Genomic DNA, 17,252 nt, shown 5'->3' with positions numbered 1-17,252 from the left:
TTTCATCTATACGAAAATAGGAGAATCACATGATTCCCCTACAACTCTATCTCCATTTCAACCTCTTGAGGACTGGTTTCTAAATCACTAGACAAAAGAGAAACAGCATCTGTTCTCATGTAGTAAGTATATAAGTCTTCAAGGTCTTGTTGGTTTTCAATCCCTGTTTCAATACTAATCAGAGCCTGTATAAATTCCTTGTAGTGACTCTCCATCATATCTGAAATCTTTTGTTTCATTTCCATAAATACTGAGGACGGTTCAGTTATACTTGTTTGATCTATGTCTTGTAAATCCTTTTCTAAGGGATTAGTTCCTTCTTCTATTTCTACTAAATCTGAACGTCCATCACCATCAGAATCTGCGCTAAGAGGATTGGTTCCTAGCGCCAATTCTTGAGCATCAGTTAATCCATCTTGATCCGAATCACGTTGATAAATGGCTTCCATATACTTCCTTCTTTCCTAGTTAATCTTTTTTCACTCCAATCCTACCAAATATTCCTTGAAAGAAGTATCACAACAAAAAAAAGAGAACGAGCCAAAACTGCGTTCTCAAATAATATTGTGATTATAAACAAGTACTCCAGATTTTCGAAATTTATGCTGTATATAATCAAAAACTTTCTTATTGCTGAATCTTGCCATATCATCTATGTGATAAATCGGTAACTCGAATGACTTGGTCCACTTGCTCCCAAATAAGAGGATTGTGGGTCGCAATAATAATGGTTCGATTCGGATTTTTTAAAGATTCTAGGATAGAGAGTAATTCCTCAGAGTTTTTGGGGTCTAGCGAAGCGGTTGGTTCATCTGCAAGAATCAAAGGCGGATCCTTTAAAATTATCTTCGCTAGTGCAACACGTTGTGCTTCTCCTCCTGATAACTCAAATATAGGTTGCTTTAAATCCAAATAAGAGAGGTTTACACGGTTTAGAGCTTGTTTCATCAAAGAGAGTTTCTCTTTTTCTTTCAACTTTTTACCAACTAAACCCAGATTGAGATTCTCTTTGACGGTTTGGCTTTCAATTAAGCCAAAATCTTGAAATAAATATCCCAAGTAATCTCTAAAGAAAACAGAGGGCTTAATGTCTTTAAGAGAGGTGCCATCATAGATGATTTGCCCTTTGTCATATGGCTCTAATCGTCCAATCATATTCAAGAGTGTTGTCTTACCACAGCCACTTGTACCGATTAAGGCATAAATTTTCCCACCTTCAAAATGAAGATTAATATCTGAAAATAGCTGACGGCTTCCAAATTTTTTAGATATATTCTTTAGTTCAATCATCCTATTTTCCTTTCATAATGGTCATAGAAACACGAGATTCTTTCTGTGCTTGACGGTAGAGAGTCAGTATAGCAATAACGAGGAAGATTGATAAAGTTACCAATCCAATCATCAAATCCCGACTACGCCAAATAAAGAAACTCGCACCGAATACAAAACTAGCAAATTGACTAATCATATACTGAGCGTGTGTTTCAAAAAATCGCAAACCAGAAATTCGTTTAATCAAAATCTCACGACGGAATTGTTCAAAATAAAGAAGATTCACAGAATAAAAGAGAAGCAAAGAACTCGCGATTCCAATAATAGCTCCTAAAATAAGGGTTAGAGTTTCTGTTTGAACCTCATAGTAACGTGCGAGGTAAACACTTCGTCCCTCCTTGAGATAGGAGACTTGATCATAAATTTCTGCATTTTTCAAGAGTTTAATCCCATCTTCATATCCTTTGACAAAAATATTCTTACCAGCATTGATTGACCAACTAGATAAGGATGTAAAACTATCACCTGTAGAAGTCGGCGTGAATACCACTAAAATCGGATCAGTCAAATACTGAGTGGATACGGGATTCTCACCGTTATTATAAACAAACCGCTTTTCTCCCATTGAAAGATAACTAACGTGCGCTTTCATCTCATAATCCAAAGGAGCACTTGCCTCCTCACCAGATTTTCCATAATAACTCAATCTTTCTTCAAAGATTTTTTTTAGTTCTGCTTCTCGAGAGCGCAAATGTTCTGGGAGCAAGAGGACAAACTCACCTTTTTGGAGATGGGCTAACTTCTGTTTGGTCTCAGCATCTACCACGACCTTTTCCTTCTCCAAATAACTGGGACTAACATAGAGCGTATTAGCATCCGGACTATAGGTATCCAATGTCTCTCCCTGTTCATTTTTTCCTTGTGGATTGGCAAAATGGAACAGATTATCCTTTACATAAAGGGCTTGTTCTTCTTCGATTGCTTCCTTGGCAAAGGCATACCACTTGCTCTGATTTTCCGCATTTTTTCCTCTATCACCGATCCCAAAGGAAATTTGGTAATAATCTGCTCGATCTTCCCAAGCTTGCTTGGATAGCTGGAGTTCCTGTAAACGCTGGTAAGAAGTCAAGCCAGTCTTGACTGCATAACCTACTGTAAAGACAGCAACCAACTGACATAACAAGGTCAAGGTCATCAAGCGTTTGAGGGGCAAACGTCCTTTTAACACAGGAACCAAAGCCTTGTAGCTCAAGCTCATCAAGTAGAGCAGGCTCAGTACTAGCGAAATTCCCAATAAAAAGAGAAGATAAACCCCCACTCCGATACTAAAGGCTGCTAAAAGAACGGGATAAAAGAGCCCTTGGCTAAGGAGGACAGCACCTCCCACTATAAGGGATCCCCCCCCAGCTAAGCAAAGCCACTTGACATCATCGTATAAGGCGCTTCCTATGATGGACAAGAGAGTCTGTCCTGAAAAGAGCTGAATCCCTGCAGCCCGCATTTCCTTAATTCGGGTGATAATCACCATAGCAAAGAAAGCTAATCCAAATATAGCTAAACTAATCAATAACAAAGGATTTAAAGCAATCCAAAAAGCTAAAAGATACGGAGGAGTTTTGCGGTCTGCAATCGCTTTATAACCTAAATCATCTAATTTTGCAGCTAATTTTTCCTTGGTCAATGAACCAGACAAGAGAAGGTAACTATTGAGAGGATCGCTCCGTTCTCGGCTTTCTTGGCTAGCCGCTTGAAACTCTTTTGGCAAGCCTCCCTGACCATAGGTCGCATAGGTGAAGTTGGTGCTTCCATCCTTACTCGGCTCTACTATCCGTCTTGCAATCAAACTCTGTTCTGAGTTTGCAAAATTCTCTAATTCCTGTTCAAATACCTCACGCGTTGGTTCCTGAGTATCCTTTTTGACACGAAGTAAGGAGACGGAATCATAGCTTGCATATAAATATTGTGGCGCACGTAAGACAATAATCCAAACAAAGAAAAAGCTGAGAAAAAAAGTTGATAGTAATATGAATAGTTTCTTCATTGTAGACTCCTTGTATAAGAGAATAACCCTATAGAACAAAGATTTTATGTTTTATAAATTCTTAGAATTATTTTCCTAGTTTAATCCATTACACCCTGAACACCAAGATAACAAATTTAATCCTTCCTCATTTTGAAAACGGTTTCTTATAACTTAAGTATATCACTTTCTATGTAATCTATCAACATATTTTACTAAAATATTATTAGTAATAGAATTTTACATTTTCTTTAAAAATAGATGTCATTAACGAATTTTATTCAAGTTTTTCCCATTCATATTATCCAAGAAAAAAAGATGACTTACAGAACCTGTAAGCCACCTAGTCAGTCGGTTTATTCTGGTGTCTGCCACCGCTTGGCCCTTACGTCCAAGATTGCTATCGAAATGACCATGAGCCGACCACTCATTTATAGGCATATTGTATCTTTAAATAGCTACAATTTCAAGTGTAAACTCTTCTATCTTGTCGTATAGGCAAAACTTATCACGCTATCGGCTTGAGAGATTTTTCTAAAGGTATAGTTAGGGTTTCCGCCATAGTTGGTTTAAGACACAAGGAAAGAACCATCATCATAGACTTTCTCTCCAAAAGCCACATGACAATAGTCTGCTGGTGTGCCATGTGTACCTCCTACAAAAGAAACAATGGCACCTGCTCTTGGTGTAGAAACAGTTTCACCACAGAAAAAGATGTTTAGCCTATAATGAAGGTGAACAATACCAATCCGTTATCTTTAATAAGGCTTTTCCTAGCCTGTATGTAAAACTGCATGAACAAGAGTCATGAGATAACTCGAATATGCCTTGAGCATGAAAATATCTTACTAGTAGCCTCTTGTTCTATTGTTCAAATAGTTAACAGGAGGTTTTTATAATGGAAGTCATGATTGAAACGTGTCTGTATTCTTTTGAATCAGTAACTATTCCAATTTATCTATCTCGAAATATATAGAATCCCTTTGTAATACTATAAAAAATAACTAACAAAGAAATAACTATAAGACTCGGTTGCCAAAAACCCGATATATCTACTACACTTTGGCCTAAAAGTTGGCCAATAAAGCTAACTAAAATTAAAATAATTAAATTGAAAATTACTGATACTAATAAAATTAACACCGAATGTATTATTGCCTCGCCTATACGTATTTTAAAAAGTTGTGATCTTGACACTCCCAGTGTCTTTAACTGTTTAATGTCTTCAATATCTTTATTAGAAGATAAAATTGTAAGAGAAATAGAACTAGTAATAATCAGAATAATTGGAGCAGACAGATAAGCAATAAAGGAAGCTCTTGCTTCGAGTACACCGTTTGCTTTATTCATGAATGAATACATATTTTGGGTGTAAAGAATAAACCCAGAAATGAGAGTTACTCCCATGCTCATTGAAGTTTGTATACTTTTCAAATAACTAGGATTGGATAGTAGATTCCAAAAGCCTGTATTGATTACATAATTTTCAGTTGGAAATATCCTCATTAAAAGTTTTATTAGAAACACTTGAATTGATGGAGATAGTGATTGAATAATAAGGATGTGAATAATTAATAAAAATAATATTATGCTTGACTGTGTTGAAATTATTTCTTTATTTCTACTAAAACTTGCTGAAACAATCAAACCTATACATAGTAACCATAGAATTAAACGAACAGAGATGTTAATAAAACCAGTTACTGTAACTTTTCTTTTTTTCTTTTTTGGTTTTAATATTGATGATATTTTAAGTATACGACTTGAATAAAAGTAAGCCCCTATCCCGACAATTGTTGGGACTATGAAAACACTCAATAAAATTGATTGAATGTTGGCTGTAATAACTAAATCAGGTAACTCATCTCTTCCTAATAAATTTTGTAAAAATTTGTAGTAACTATCTGTCACAAAAAATGAAAGTATTGTACCAATACTACTAACAATCACTGCCATTAAATAAAACTGTCCAGATACTAGTAAAGATAGTTGAGTTCTGCTTGCGCCTAGGGTAGCCCATAATTGGTAATCCTTTTTAAAGATATCTATTAGCAGCCTTATATTATTTGAAATAAGGAAAAATAAAGTAGTCCCTCCAAAAATTATTAGCATTTGAAAAAGTTGTGAAGCGTTAATATTAGCAGTATTTATTGAACTAGCAATACCAAATAAAGATGTTCCAACAATCAGGCTAGATACAAATAGTAATGGTATTGTTCCTAACCATTGTCTTTTTGAGTACTGAAATTGGTAAATGATTAATTTTAGCATAATAAAACCTCCTCAAATTAATCTTTACTACTTTCAAGTGCTTGGTAGAGCTCATCAGCTGAAGGTTTAATAATTTGTTGAGATATTTTTCCGTCTTTTAAAATGAGTGCTCTGTCAGTTTTTGAAGCCAACTCAATATCATGAGTGACCATAAACACACATTTTCCTTGACTCGCTAAATTACGAAGTGTTTCAAAAATAAGTTTTCTTGAGACGCTGTCCAGAGCTCCTGTTGGCTCATCAGCAAAAATAATTTTACTATCAGCTATTATTGCACGAGTAATAGCCACTTTTTGCTGTTCTCCACCTGATAAGGTAGCAACTAATGATGATAGTTCTGCTTTAAAATTCAAACTATCCAACATTTTTTTTACTTTATTTCTATCAACACTCTTTCCAGAGAGTCTCAGAGGAAGTGTAACATTTTCTAGTACAGGTAGAGCGGGTACCAGATTATAGTTTTGAAAAATAATTGCAATATCTTGCCTTCTAAATTTAGCAAGCTTCCCTTCTTTTAAGGTATATGGATTTATACCATTGATAACAACTTCGCCACTTGTTGGTTCAGATAAACTTGATAAGCAACTTAGCAAAGTAGACTTTCCAGAACCACTGATACCAAGTATTGATACAAATTCCCCATAATTGATAGATAAAGAAACATCTTTCAAAATAGAGATAGTTTTGTCTTGCCCTAACAAAAATTCTTTTGAAAGGTTTGAGACTTTAACAGCTACATTATTAACCATAATAAATCCTCCTGATTCCAGTATCATCTTTGATTTAGTTATGCAAAATTGGAATTCTATTAATATCAAGTAAGTAACTTATGAAACGTATTTTTAATGGATAAAATTTCTATTTCCTCTGAATCTCGAATAAAGGTCTTCAGCGAACTAAGAATTTTTTTCTATTACCATAATAGTATCATAAATGAGGCTTGATTGAAAGCGTAAACATAGCTTTGATAAGTGATACAACTATTCTATACAAAATTTAAACATAAAACTTAGGTATACTTAATAAATGAGAATTTAAGTTAGCTATAACGAAGATAGTAGCATATGTAAAACTACTCTCCACCAAGCATACTTATCAAAAAGAAAAGGCGCTAGGACTGAGGAAACAGTTCTAACGTAAAAAACAAAAAAATTTCAATTACACTATAGCACAGGAAGTGATTTTTTGCGCTTTTTTACTGTTTTTTCAAATAAAAAAGATGACTTACTGAACCTGTAAGCCACCTAGTGAGTCGATTTATTCTGGTGTCTGCCACCGCTTGGCCCTTACGTCCAAGATTGCTATCGGATTTCATTCTGGTGTCCGCCACCGCTTGGCCCTTATGTCCAAGATTACTATCAGATTGACCATGAGCCAACCACTCATCTACACCATTATTCTAACGAATATGAGCTACAAATGCAAGAGAAAAACTTATTTTGGATTTATACACTATAGAAAACATACACTATCTTCAGATTGAACTTTTGTTCAAAATAAGCTATAATGAATTTAAGTAGAAACAGGAGGTAGAACAAATGGCTACAATCAGTTTAACACGTGATATAAAACTAACAAACGAAGATGCTCTAAAAATTCTTAATCATGAACCATCTAAAAAGCTACAAGCAGTCTTGAAATCTATTGAATCACAAGACGCTACCGCTCCAACGAAAAATAAACTCATTTTAAAGTATCTGTAAGATGACAATTCAAGTAACACCACTTAAGCAATATCTTGAAAATATTCAAGTGCTGGCTCCTGATAAAACTGAGAAACAAGTTCAGGAGCTATTTAAAACTATCATTTTAGAAAATGTTAATTTCAAAGATAATGAAGAGATGTTGACTTATCTATCTGATAAAGCTCCCAATTTTGAAAAACAACATCGTTCTCGTAATTTTATCGTTGAAGAAACTGAAACAAATAACATCATAGGATTCTTTAGTTTATCTCTCAAAGTTGTTGATATTTCTGATTTAGAGGAATCCTTAAAAAAGAAACTCGTCCTAAAAGGGAAAAGTCCCAAAAATATTGATTATCTCCCTGTGTTACTTATCGGTCAATTCGGCAAAAACACAAAGCTAAATAAACTATCAGGACAAGAGTTATTTGAAATTGTAATTCAAAAAATTGAAGAATTTCGAGCAATTGTAGGAACTCAGATGGTATTTTTAGATAGTATCAATCATCCTAAAGTCATTCAATTTTATGAACAGTTCGGATTTGTTGCATACAGTCAATTGATTAAAGACGATCATCAAGTAACTTATCAGCCTATGGCATTAAATATGTCACTCTATAAAAAATAAGAATCATGTCACCTAAACTGATGACATGATTTTTTTATTTCGTCGTATAAGCAAAACTGATGGCACTATCTGCTTGAGAGATTTTCCTAAAGGTATAGTTAGGGTTGCCACCATAGTTGGTTTCAGAAACTAGAAAAGAACCATCATCATAGACCTTCTCGACAAAAGCCACATGACCATAGTCTGCTGGTGTCCCATGTGTACCTCCTACAAAAGAAACAATAGCACCTGCTCTTGGTGTGGAACCCGTTTCTCCACCAAGACTTGAAGCTGTCGCAACCCAGTCCTGACCATTTCCCATGGTATTAATGATTGAAATCTTTTCTCCATTTCTACCTTTTAGCTTTAATCCTAATTGATTCATACGAGCCGCAACACCCCATGTACATTGTCCATAGGCATAGGCCATACCATCTCCACCACCAGGAACAGAATGATTATACAAGTCCCCACGAACCCCTTCAAGGGATTGCGGGTCACTTTTTGCCTGTCCTCCATTTGTTTGGCTAAAACCTTTTTCAATTTGGTAATACCATTCCGTTGCCCTTGTTTGTCTTTCCAGTAGTTTGTCACCAGAATTTCCCTCCCAATAGGTAAGGAAGAGTTGGGCGAGATTGGCTGCACTGCCCGTATTTCCAAAGAAATCCTTTAACCAACTTTGATAGTAAGGACTATCCCCATGAAGCATAAAATCAAGTTGGAGGTCTAAATCATACCATTTCTTATTTTTGGCATGTGCATAATTCAACAAGGCTGTATGACGTGTTGAACCATCTGCTGTATCCGTCCATTGACCTAACCCCAAACCTCTATGAAGGATATTAGGATAAGCACCACTATAAATGGCTGGCCCTCCTATCGCTAACCAGCTTTCATCATCCCATGAGGAATCGGTAGCACCAACAGGAGGAGATAAATAATCTCCCTCAGCTCGTTTAGGATTGATAGAAGACTCTACCGACCAATTTCCTAAAATAGCCGCAATGGCTTGGGGACTTGCCCCTTGAGATTTCAAAAACTCATAAATATGTTTTGCTCGTTCAAACTCATCCCCACCAAACTGACCAATGGCGGGTAAGATAGTTGTCTGAAGTTGAATGACTTTTGGAAAATAAAATTGCGGATTGACATACACCAATTTTTCTTTCTTGTTCTTATACTTTTGATAGGAAACTTTCAAACCTGTATCGTCTGGTGTTTCACCAATAATATCACCCGTTAGGACTCTTGTCCCCTCAATCGCACGGCCATTATGAATAGAATACAAGGTCAATCGACTCTCATTCTCTCCTTTTCCGTTAGTAAGAATAACATTATCACCATCTAGAGATACAACTCCATCCATTGGTGCAACAATCGTTTGGTGAGCCTTTGCTTCTAGTAGAATGTACTCCTGAAGAGTAGGTTTTCCGTCTAAATCATAGTATCCGTAACGATAAGTCATGGTTAGACTATCTTCGTTTCTTTTCCCCTCAAATGGATTGTCCAATTCCTGCATGGAAGCATACACACCTTCTTCTTTTAGTTCCTTCATTTCCTCTTGATCGTCTTTCGATAGTTTATACTTAGGAGTTTCATAAAGGTCTTGCATGGATTTCAAATCTTCCCCATCGTTTAAATCATGCCACAAAGTAGATAGATAATCCTTGTAAGTTTCTGAACTAAATAAGTGAACTGGTTTGTGTAACTCATAGTCATGGAATTTAAAGTTCATATACCCCATCACATCATCAACTTTTGTGTAATAAGTAATTCCTTTGTCATTTGTTCGAGTATGTTCTGCGTCTTCCCAAGTTAGGTGGGTATAAGCATTTGTTAATTCAAATTCATCTTGTTGAATCAAACCAGCAGATGAAAATCCTAAAAAGAAGCTCATCATAAATAAGAGAAGAAAGACTAATCCTCCAACTATCCAAGTTACAGGATTTCCAGCCGCAAATGTAAAGAAGGAAAAGGCTGCTTTTAGTTTTTGATAGATATTTCGGACACTTGTAAGACCTTGTTTCTTTAATTTTCGAAACCGATTTTTAAAGGAACTAGGATTATCTTTCGCTAGTTTCCATCCTTTTCCATCCTTAAAATGATGGTATCGCTCTTTTGTGTTGGTCAGTCTTTTCTTGGTAAAACGACCTGTTGCTTGTCCTGTTTTGACACTAGCTTTTCCAAGATTATAAGAAAGCCGACTGTAGCGTTTCCCTTTTCTAATGGTCTCTTGAAGTGTGCGATAGCCTTCTAAATCTTCATTTTCTGAAGCTAACTCTCCACCTTCACGTCCAAGGACATAAAGAAAAGTTTTGGCTTTCCTACTGACTTTTTTGGACTTATAGGCTTGTTTAGTAGATTTTAAATTTTCTTTAGCAGCCTTGACTTCTTTCTTAGCTTTTAATTCTTCTAAACTCTTCCCTTGAAAGAAAAAATTAGATTTTTGTTTCGATTCCTGACCGTAGAGAAATTTTTGATTGGTTTTTCTTTCTTTACGACTCTCTTTTCTTTCTTCTTTTGCTTCTACCTTGGCTTCTCTAAATTGCTTCTTGGCTATTTTCAATCGTTTCCTAGCATGAGGCAATCGTCTGTCTCTTAATTCTTTCCGATTCAAAAGAGATGGAGGACTATTTTGAAGAATATGATTGTAATCTTCATTTGCTTGTCTTACTCTCTCCTTTGAAACTTCTCTCATCTCCTCTAGCTTTTCTTTTATCTCTTTTTTCCATGCTTTTTCATCCAATACAGCGGAATCTTTTTTCTGTTTCCTCACCTCCTTCTTTCCTTTTTTCAAGAATTTTTTCTCATCTTTTAGGCTTCTTCTAAATGCCTTTCGGGCACGTATGATTTCTCTTTTATCCTTCATTTACCTTCCCCTTAATTAGAAGCCATTTTATCAGGATCCGTACTCATGATATCAAACAATTGAGTACCTTGAGGAATCTTATTTTTAAAGGGAACGACAACGGAACCAGCTTTTATCAGTCCTGCCCCTTTTTCTGGATTGACAAGGTATTTTTCGAGTTCTTTTGACAAGCCTAAGAGTTGAACCAGTTCTTCTCTATCATTTTTTGCTTGCTTGAGGAGAATCATAAATTCACTATTTGCAATAATCCGTCTACCATTTGGATCTAACAATAAGGTTTCGACATTTTGGGTTATCCCAGTCGGACTAGCTCCATATTTTCTGACACGACTCCACAATTTAAAGAAGAAATCACTGGCATATTTATCTAGTAAGAGAAGCTGCATTTCATCAAAATAAATCCAGGTCTTCTTCCCTAATTTTTGGTTCCGAACAACACGATTCCATATCTGATCAAACACTACCATGAGAGCGATTTGTTTCAGCTCATCTCCTAACTTTTTAACATTATAGATTAAGAAATTAGAACCTGTCTGAATATTGGTCTTATGAGAAAAAATATCAAGAGAACCTTCGACATACAGTTCCATATCAAGTGCCAAATTCTGCGCTTCTTCTTCTGGCTGTTGACTCAAGACAAAAACCCATTCTTCCAAAGAAGGCTCTTTAAATGACTGATAGGTGAGTCTGGTGACTCGGTCGATAATCGATTTTTCTCTCCCATCCATTTTCCTATCCAATAACTTGCCGATAAAGGATAAAAGAAATTCTGATTTTACCTTTACAGGATCTTCATCCATATTTTCTTCAGACAAGTCAAGGACATTGAGATAGGTTTTGGAATCTGGCGCAATATCAATCATTTCTCCACCAAAAGCCCGTCCAATAACACTGTACTCTGCTTCTGGATCCACAATGATAATTTCAGTATTTTCACCAGATTCCTTGATTTTGGTCGTGATAATTTCATGCTTGGTTGCCATCCCTTTCCCAGCTCCAGATGTTCCTAAAATCAGACCAGACGGTGTATTTAATAGGCTGCGATCAATGGTAATAATATTGCTTGAGATTTGATTGATACCATAATATTTCCCACTACGGTCTTGTAAGTCTACTGAAGTCCAAGGTGAGTTCACTGCTACATTGGACGTTAATAAACTCCGTGATACCCCCTCTAAAAAATCACAACCAAATGGCAGCAAACTATTAAAGGCTGCTTCTTGCATATATGGAAGTTTATCAATCATTAGGTCATTTGAGCCGGCCACTTGTTGAATCGTGTCTAGGGCTTGTTTGAGTTCTTCTTCATCCTGACCAAAAACACCAATCAAGAAGACTGTTTGAAATAGTTTATCTCCTGTCTCTGTCATGGTTTTTAAGAGTTCCTCAGCTTCATCGATATTGCTTTCTAATACATGACCTACTTTTTCCAAATAGATACCTGTACGAGCTAGTTTTTGTTGTTCCCCAATCTTTTGGGATTCCATCAAGGTCTTCTTTGTTCGTAGTTTCTTCATAGCATCTGCCTTAGTCGAACTTTGAGCATGAAGGCTTACAATCAATTCCAAATCTCCTTGCATGAGATCTCGAATAAACTGATCCCCTAATTCCATGCCGTAGTCTCTCACATAGACAATCTGCAATAAGCGGTCATTGATTTGTAGGTAATTCTTGTTTTTAAAATCCAAGAGATTAGGTGCTATGAAGTGACGAGTTGTCTGACCCGATCTCGTTAAATCACGGTAAGAAAAAGGAAGATGGTGTTCTCCTCTAAGCATATCCGCCAACAAGTTGACACGTTCTTCACCAGCCAAGGATTCAAATCGAGCATCAATTTCTGAGAAACCACTCTTGAAATATTCTCCAATTTGGGACAAGGAACGATAGGCTTGTTTGGGATTAGAATCCTTTCTACCAAAGCTAATCAGTTTCACAGCTGAAAAATTATTTTCACCACTGTCTAAATTCTGATTCATCATCCGATTCAATTCTTTACGATAGCTATCATACCCATCTTCTTTTTCCTCATACAGAACACTCTGTCTAAACTTTTCTAAATTCAATCTTTTATTAAAGATGGTCAATTGGAAGTTGGTTTGATCGTCTAAAGAGTTAATCAAATCAGAATACTTCTCAATGATTGCGCCCTTATCTTCTAAACCAACAGTTTGATAATTGACATCACCAAGTAAGTAGCTTTGTGAGAAATAATCTTCTTTTACCTGCATCAGACCATTTTGATACAGGGCTTGATAGGAAAGAGTATTAGCCGTAGAAGGTAACACTTCCTCTTTTTTCCCTTTAACTTCTTCCTTTTTATTAGTCATTGAAGTTTTTTGTTTCTTTAATGTATTTGATTTTCTTTTCATGTTCAGGTCCTTTCTTTCCTGTAATTGTGCGTAGGGGAACCGTTAATTCAAAATGAAGACGGTATTTCAAATAATGTTCAAAATATAAATCATTGGGTTTATAGACTCCAAAAAGCATTAGGGGGATGGTAAAAGCAAACACAAAACCGTAAACAAACCAATCTCCAAATTGCCAGAAAAAGAGATTCAAGCCCAAAACAATAATTGTGACAATAAAGGCTGGTAAAACAAAGATGATTTGCCTTGTAGTGAAGCCTAACCAAGCCCTGTGTTGGTATTTTGAGATGTCTTTAAAGACACGTGTATTCATGACTTTCCTTTCTAAAAAGGCTAAGAAGCAATTACTTCCTAGCCTTTATCTAATTACATACCTAAGATTGAACGAGCCGTACGTTGAGAACCAACGAGGGCAATAATCAGTAAGATAGCTTGTACCAAACTACCAAACATAATCGCAAGTGATTGCAGGACTCCTGCACCATTTGAAACAGCTATTTTCCCAGCAGATTCAAACAAAGGAACAAGAGAAACAATCAGAAAAATGAGAACCCCTTGTACCGCATAGACCATAATATTTTTTAAATAGCCAATACCAATAGACTTCCACTCATCACTTAAAAATGTTGGAATCGTAAGAGGGGCAAATGGAATCATAAGGTAGAGTTGAATAAATCGAATAGATACCAAAAGATTGACCATGGCTGCACTTACTATCCGAACAAGCCAAATGAGGAGGGCGAAAAAGCCCACAATCATACGGCCAATAAATCCTGATCCTTTTAATCCAGAGATGGTATCATACTTCGCCCCACCGTGAGCCACAATCGAGGCTACTTGTTCAATGGCGTGACTCGCAATCCCGATGATAGCTTCTACAATAACGGTAGTATTGGTAATTACCACTGCGACCATAATATAACTAATCAACATCGGCGCTAATGCTTCAAAGGTCATCGCTCCACCTGAGTTAGCAATTTTCTTTGCCATCTTCGAAAATTCTAAGATGAGAACAACTGATAAAATCGCAACTCCAAGAGGCTGCATGACACTTTTAGTAATACTAGACATGTAAGTCCAAACTGTTGGATTGTAGCTAGATAGGGATTTAATCAGATCTACCGTAGATTGTAAATCTACATTAAATCCTTCAAATAAATTTTCAGCTGATATTTTTTCAGATGCAAGGTAAACAAAGGGTGAGACTAAACTTAGATTCATGTCATTGTTTATCCTCCTAAATTGAAATCTGGGTTACAAAGGCTCCAGCAGCCCCTACCATAACTCCACCGACAATTTCAAGAATGGCATTTCGAACACCTGGTCCACCATCTTTAATGTTGGTTGCAAGGTTGACAATCCCCACAACAACGAGAAAGGCACCAACCGCAATCAATCCTTTCTGTAACAAAGACATAGCTTGTGCAAACATAGCACTTGCGTCTACTCCATAAACAAAACCTTTAAAATGCGTAATCATCTATTTCCTCTTTTCTATTTTTATTTTAAACTAGATTCAAAAGTTAAATCACGAATTCTAAGGCCTTCAAGATGATTTTCTTGTCTTTGATTCAAAGGATTGATTTGATAGTTCCACCACCGTTCATCGGTTTCTTGATTGGCTAGGTACTTCCAGTTTGGATGCTTAATGGAATTGTACTTTTTGCTTTTAAAGACAGGCATATTGGCAATTCGGACCAAGCATTCATGCCGTTTCATATTTCCGACTTCATCAGGTGTCATTAAATCACGAGCAATCTTTTGATGAGAAAGGGATCCTGAACCTGTTTGGCCAAAGGAACGACTAGTATTTCGAACATCAATGGTTTGTTTACCGAGTAACCCACTCATAAATTTAAAGGTATCTTCATCATTACCACCTAAGTAGACTAAGCTATCACAGTTCCCAAGAATAGTTTTCCAAGCTTCTTTTTCTTTATAGAGTCCTTGAAGTTGAGCAATATTTTGTAGAATAGGAACGAGACTCATATTCCGAGAACGGACTGTTGAGGTTTGTTCAGCAAAATCTGGGATTTCTCCGATATTTGCGAATTCATCTAAGTAGACTCTCACATGAAGAGGCAATTGACCCTTAAAATCAATATCTGCTTGTCTTGTTAAGGTTTGAAATACGGTTGAAAAAAAGAGGGCTGAAAGAAAGCGAAAGGTACTATCGTTATCTGGGATAACTAAGTAAACCATTGATTTTTCCTTGCCCCATGTCTTCATATCAAGGGTATCTCTTTTGGTCAAATCCATGACACTTTGAATATTGAAAAGGGCAAATTTAGCAGTGGTTACAGCTATAACAGAATCCAGAGTCTTATCCTTATAATTTTGAAAATCTGCCCAATTTCGCATGGTAAAATTTTCAGTCCCATACTTTTTAGCATAATTTTCAAATAGAATTTCTAAGACACTTTTTTCTTGATTTTCACCCTTGGATAAGTGTTTAATGAGTTTTGAGATTTCAGCAAAACTTGGATAACGCCCTCGTTTTTTTCGCTCTTCCACTTCTTTTTTTTGACGTTTCAACAAGTTTTGGTATTCCTTTTGACTTAAACGACTTTCTTCTATGAGCTGTTCTCTTGTTTTAGGTGGGTTATAGAAATCGACCAAGTAAGAGGCTAAAGCTCGTACCAAAGTCATAGAAGCTTCATCCCAAAATGGATCACTACGGGAGCCAGAGCCTTTGGTGTTATTGAAATAAACCGTCAGCATGCGATTCAAATCATTTTCTGTCTCTATATAGCGAAAAGGATTGAAGCCATCTGAGTTATTCATATTGACTAAATCTAACACCTTTACTTGGTAACCATTTTCTAAAAAGAGTTTACCTGTTTTCTCGGCCAAATGATCTTTAGGATCCACTACAATATTAGAACTATTCATCTGAATCAGATTGGGTTTCACAAAGCGAAATGTTTTCCCACTTCCTGAACCTCCGATCACCGCAATATTCTTATTTCTATCATATTGGGGTGGTTTTTTATCTAACAATGTCAAACGAACATTTTGTGCTAAGATCGTATCATGAGAAAATTCCTTACCGTAAAAGAGCTTCTTTTCTTTTAGAGTTCCAAAACGGGCGCTCCCGTATTCTACCCCTTCTCGGTATTGTTTTTTACCAGTCTGTAGATAGAGATAAACCAGCAACATCATCACAAAGCCTAGTAGAAAAAAGGCACTTGATTTTCCAGTAAAGTAAACATTCCATGGCGACTGAAGAACTTCATCTTGACCTTCCATTAGAAGACGACTCCATTTATCTAAGCTATTTCCAGTATAGGAATCATACAAAAGCGTCAAACGATGAAAAAGATAGCCTAGTAAGATGCCTAACAGTGAGAATAGTAGGAATTTCTTTCTACTGTACATCATCTCACCATCTCTTTCTGTTTGACGGCTCCTTCTTGTCTAAAGGTAATTTGGGATTTAGCCTCATCAATTGCATCGTCTAATGACTTATCCATGGTAAAATCAGCTAATTTCTCCGGATCATTAACCATTTTTTCTAGCAGATGGTCTAAATGATTGTCTAGAATCGAACGGTCTTTCGTGTAGAAATGCAGAGAATCCCCTTGCCAAGCGATGGCTAAAGGAATCTCTTCTTTTTCTAAAAAAGCTTTAAATTTCTCTATATCAATTGGTTTGTCTAAAAAATCTTTTTTCAGATTAATCGTATCAATCGCATAGGGAGATTGTAGCAATTCTTCTAATTTCTGTACCCCTATCTTATAGGCGGAATCCTGTGCTAAAGCCTGACGTCTAGACCATTCTAGAATCTTTAAAAGACTTTTGACAGTAAATAAAATACTACGCTCAGCATATTGAACTGCCATTCGTTCCTGTTGTTCAGAGGACATCTGATGCCTCCTTCTTCACAAATAGCAGCTTTCCTTCTTTATAACGATAAGCTATCAATTTCTGACGTTGCTTAATCGACTTGACAACCTGCAGTAGATCTCTCGAATAAGGTTCTCGAAGAGTAACTTCTACTGCTTTCCCATCAACGATACCAACACGTTTAAATTCAATGTAGTCTTTTTTGAGATGTCCTAAGCCCATACCAAAAGGAAAGTGATGAATCAATTGGATGGTACAACCACCTTTATTTCCCATTTGTTTCAAATCATACAAGTTTACTACCTTCATGATTAAC

At 36.2% G+C, this 17,252-nt stretch carries 16 protein-coding genes and 1 pseudogene; 3 read left to right on the top strand and 14 right to left on the bottom strand.

Going from position 1 to position 17,252, the window contains the following annotated elements; translation table 11 throughout:
* Nucleotides 1-38 precede the first annotated feature (38 nt).
* The 3 genes from HMPREF3237_RS08035 to HMPREF3237_RS08025 all read right to left on the bottom strand — a co-directional run bounded on the left by HMPREF3237_RS08035 (nt 39) and on the right by HMPREF3237_RS08025 (nt 3,313).
* Nucleotides 39-449 carry a thrombospondin type 3 repeat-containing protein gene (locus tag HMPREF3237_RS08035; RefSeq protein ID WP_070889456.1) on the bottom strand — a complete coding sequence of 137 codons (411 nt, stop codon included), beginning with the start codon at nt 447-449 and terminating at the stop codon, nt 39-41.
* A 199-nt stretch (nt 450-648) separates the two neighbouring features.
* Nucleotides 649-1,290 carry an ABC transporter ATP-binding protein gene (locus HMPREF3237_RS08030; RefSeq protein WP_049525946.1) on the bottom strand — a complete coding sequence of 214 codons (642 nt, stop codon included), beginning with the start codon at nt 1,288-1,290 and terminating at the stop codon, nt 649-651.
* A 1-nt stretch (nt 1,291) separates the two neighbouring features.
* Entirely contained in the window at nt 1,292-3,313 is a 2,022-nt protein-coding gene (locus tag HMPREF3237_RS08025; protein WP_070889455.1) for a bacteriocin-associated integral membrane family protein, read from the bottom strand.
* 297 nt (nt 3,314-3,610) lie between these two features.
* Between HMPREF3237_RS08025 and HMPREF3237_RS09010 the strand changes: the two genes are divergently transcribed.
* On the top strand, nt 3,611-3,790 hold the full coding sequence (locus HMPREF3237_RS09010) for a hypothetical protein (RefSeq protein ID WP_180364200.1): 180 nt from the start codon (nt 3,611-3,613) through the stop codon (nt 3,788-3,790).
* Here HMPREF3237_RS09010 and HMPREF3237_RS09160 read toward each other — a convergent pair.
* The 3 genes and pseudogenes from HMPREF3237_RS09160 to HMPREF3237_RS08015 all read right to left on the bottom strand — a co-directional run.
* Nucleotides 3,775-3,996, bottom strand: a pseudogene (locus tag HMPREF3237_RS09160) (CHAP domain-containing protein); the annotation flags it as partial. The gene HMPREF3237_RS09010 and the pseudogene HMPREF3237_RS09160 sit on opposite strands and share 16 nt — an antisense overlap.
* 250 nt (nt 3,997-4,246) lie before the next feature.
* Nucleotides 4,247-5,563 carry a beta-carotene 15,15'-monooxygenase gene (locus HMPREF3237_RS08020; protein WP_070889454.1) on the bottom strand — a complete coding sequence of 439 codons (1,317 nt, stop codon included), beginning with the start codon at nt 5,561-5,563 and terminating at the stop codon, nt 4,247-4,249.
* A gap of 17 nt (nt 5,564-5,580) precedes the next feature.
* A complete protein-coding gene (locus tag HMPREF3237_RS08015) occupies nt 5,581-6,312 on the bottom strand; it encodes an ABC transporter ATP-binding protein (RefSeq protein ID WP_070889453.1) in 732 nt (243 codons plus the stop codon).
* Between the two features lie 789 nt (nt 6,313-7,101).
* Between HMPREF3237_RS08015 and HMPREF3237_RS09000 the strand changes: the two genes are divergently transcribed.
* Both HMPREF3237_RS09000 and HMPREF3237_RS08010 read left to right on the top strand, forming a co-directional pair.
* A complete protein-coding gene (locus HMPREF3237_RS09000; RefSeq protein ID WP_167350217.1) occupies nt 7,102-7,266 on the top strand; it encodes a hypothetical protein in 165 nt (54 codons plus the stop codon).
* A 1-nt stretch (nt 7,267) separates the two neighbouring features.
* The gene (locus tag HMPREF3237_RS08010) at nt 7,268-7,876 is read left to right on the top strand and encodes a hypothetical protein (protein WP_070889452.1); all 609 of its coding nucleotides are present in this window, start codon (nt 7,268-7,270) and stop codon (nt 7,874-7,876) included.
* A gap of 34 nt (nt 7,877-7,910) precedes the next feature.
* Here the strand turns inward: HMPREF3237_RS08010 and HMPREF3237_RS08005 are convergent, their stop codons facing one another.
* Genes HMPREF3237_RS08005 through HMPREF3237_RS07970 form a run of 8 tightly spaced genes read right to left on the bottom strand, consistent with a single transcriptional unit; the run spans nt 7,911 to nt 17,245 of the window.
* Nucleotides 7,911-10,724: a phage tail tip lysozyme gene (locus HMPREF3237_RS08005; RefSeq protein WP_070889451.1), complete on the bottom strand. Its 2,814-nt coding sequence runs from the start codon at nt 10,722-10,724 to the stop codon at nt 7,911-7,913.
* An 11-nt stretch (nt 10,725-10,735) separates the two neighbouring features.
* Nucleotides 10,736-13,093 (bottom strand): VirB4-like conjugal transfer ATPase, CD1110 family, encoded by a 2,358-nt coding sequence (locus HMPREF3237_RS08000; RefSeq protein WP_180364198.1) that lies wholly within the window; start codon nt 13,091-13,093, stop codon nt 10,736-10,738.
* Nucleotides 13,044-13,403 carry a PrgI family protein gene (locus HMPREF3237_RS07995; RefSeq protein WP_001097589.1) on the bottom strand — a complete coding sequence of 120 codons (360 nt, stop codon included), beginning with the start codon at nt 13,401-13,403 and terminating at the stop codon, nt 13,044-13,046. The genes HMPREF3237_RS08000 and HMPREF3237_RS07995 overlap by 50 nt, the downstream gene beginning before the upstream one ends.
* 53 nt (nt 13,404-13,456) lie before the next feature.
* Nucleotides 13,457-14,311, bottom strand: a complete 855-nt coding sequence (locus HMPREF3237_RS07990) for a VirB6/TrbL-like conjugal transfer protein, CD1112 family (protein ID WP_001054257.1) — start codon at nt 14,309-14,311, stop codon at nt 13,457-13,459.
* Nucleotides 14,312-14,327: 16 nt separating this feature from the next.
* Entirely contained in the window at nt 14,328-14,570 is a 243-nt protein-coding gene (locus HMPREF3237_RS07985; RefSeq protein WP_000627865.1) for a hypothetical protein, read from the bottom strand.
* 20 nt (nt 14,571-14,590) lie between these two features.
* On the bottom strand, nt 14,591-16,468 hold the full coding sequence (locus HMPREF3237_RS07980) for a VirD4-like conjugal transfer protein, CD1115 family (protein WP_070889549.1): 1,878 nt from the start codon (nt 16,466-16,468) through the stop codon (nt 14,591-14,593).
* Nucleotides 16,468-16,956 carry a hypothetical protein gene (locus HMPREF3237_RS07975; RefSeq protein ID WP_070889450.1) on the bottom strand — a complete coding sequence of 163 codons (489 nt, stop codon included), beginning with the start codon at nt 16,954-16,956 and terminating at the stop codon, nt 16,468-16,470. The genes HMPREF3237_RS07980 and HMPREF3237_RS07975 overlap by 1 nt, the downstream gene beginning before the upstream one ends.
* Nucleotides 16,946-17,245 carry a hypothetical protein gene (locus HMPREF3237_RS07970; protein ID WP_000869763.1) on the bottom strand — a complete coding sequence of 100 codons (300 nt, stop codon included), beginning with the start codon at nt 17,243-17,245 and terminating at the stop codon, nt 16,946-16,948. The genes HMPREF3237_RS07975 and HMPREF3237_RS07970 overlap by 11 nt, the downstream gene beginning before the upstream one ends.
* Between the last annotated feature and the right edge of the window lie 7 nt (nt 17,246-17,252).

This window comes from Streptococcus sp. HMSC34B10, from assembly GCF_001839505.1.
Lineage (GTDB): Bacteria > Bacillota > Bacilli > Lactobacillales > Streptococcaceae > Streptococcus > Streptococcus peroris.
Note: the sequence above shows the minus strand (reverse complement) of the source record. Positions and strands in the feature narration are given on the sequence as shown.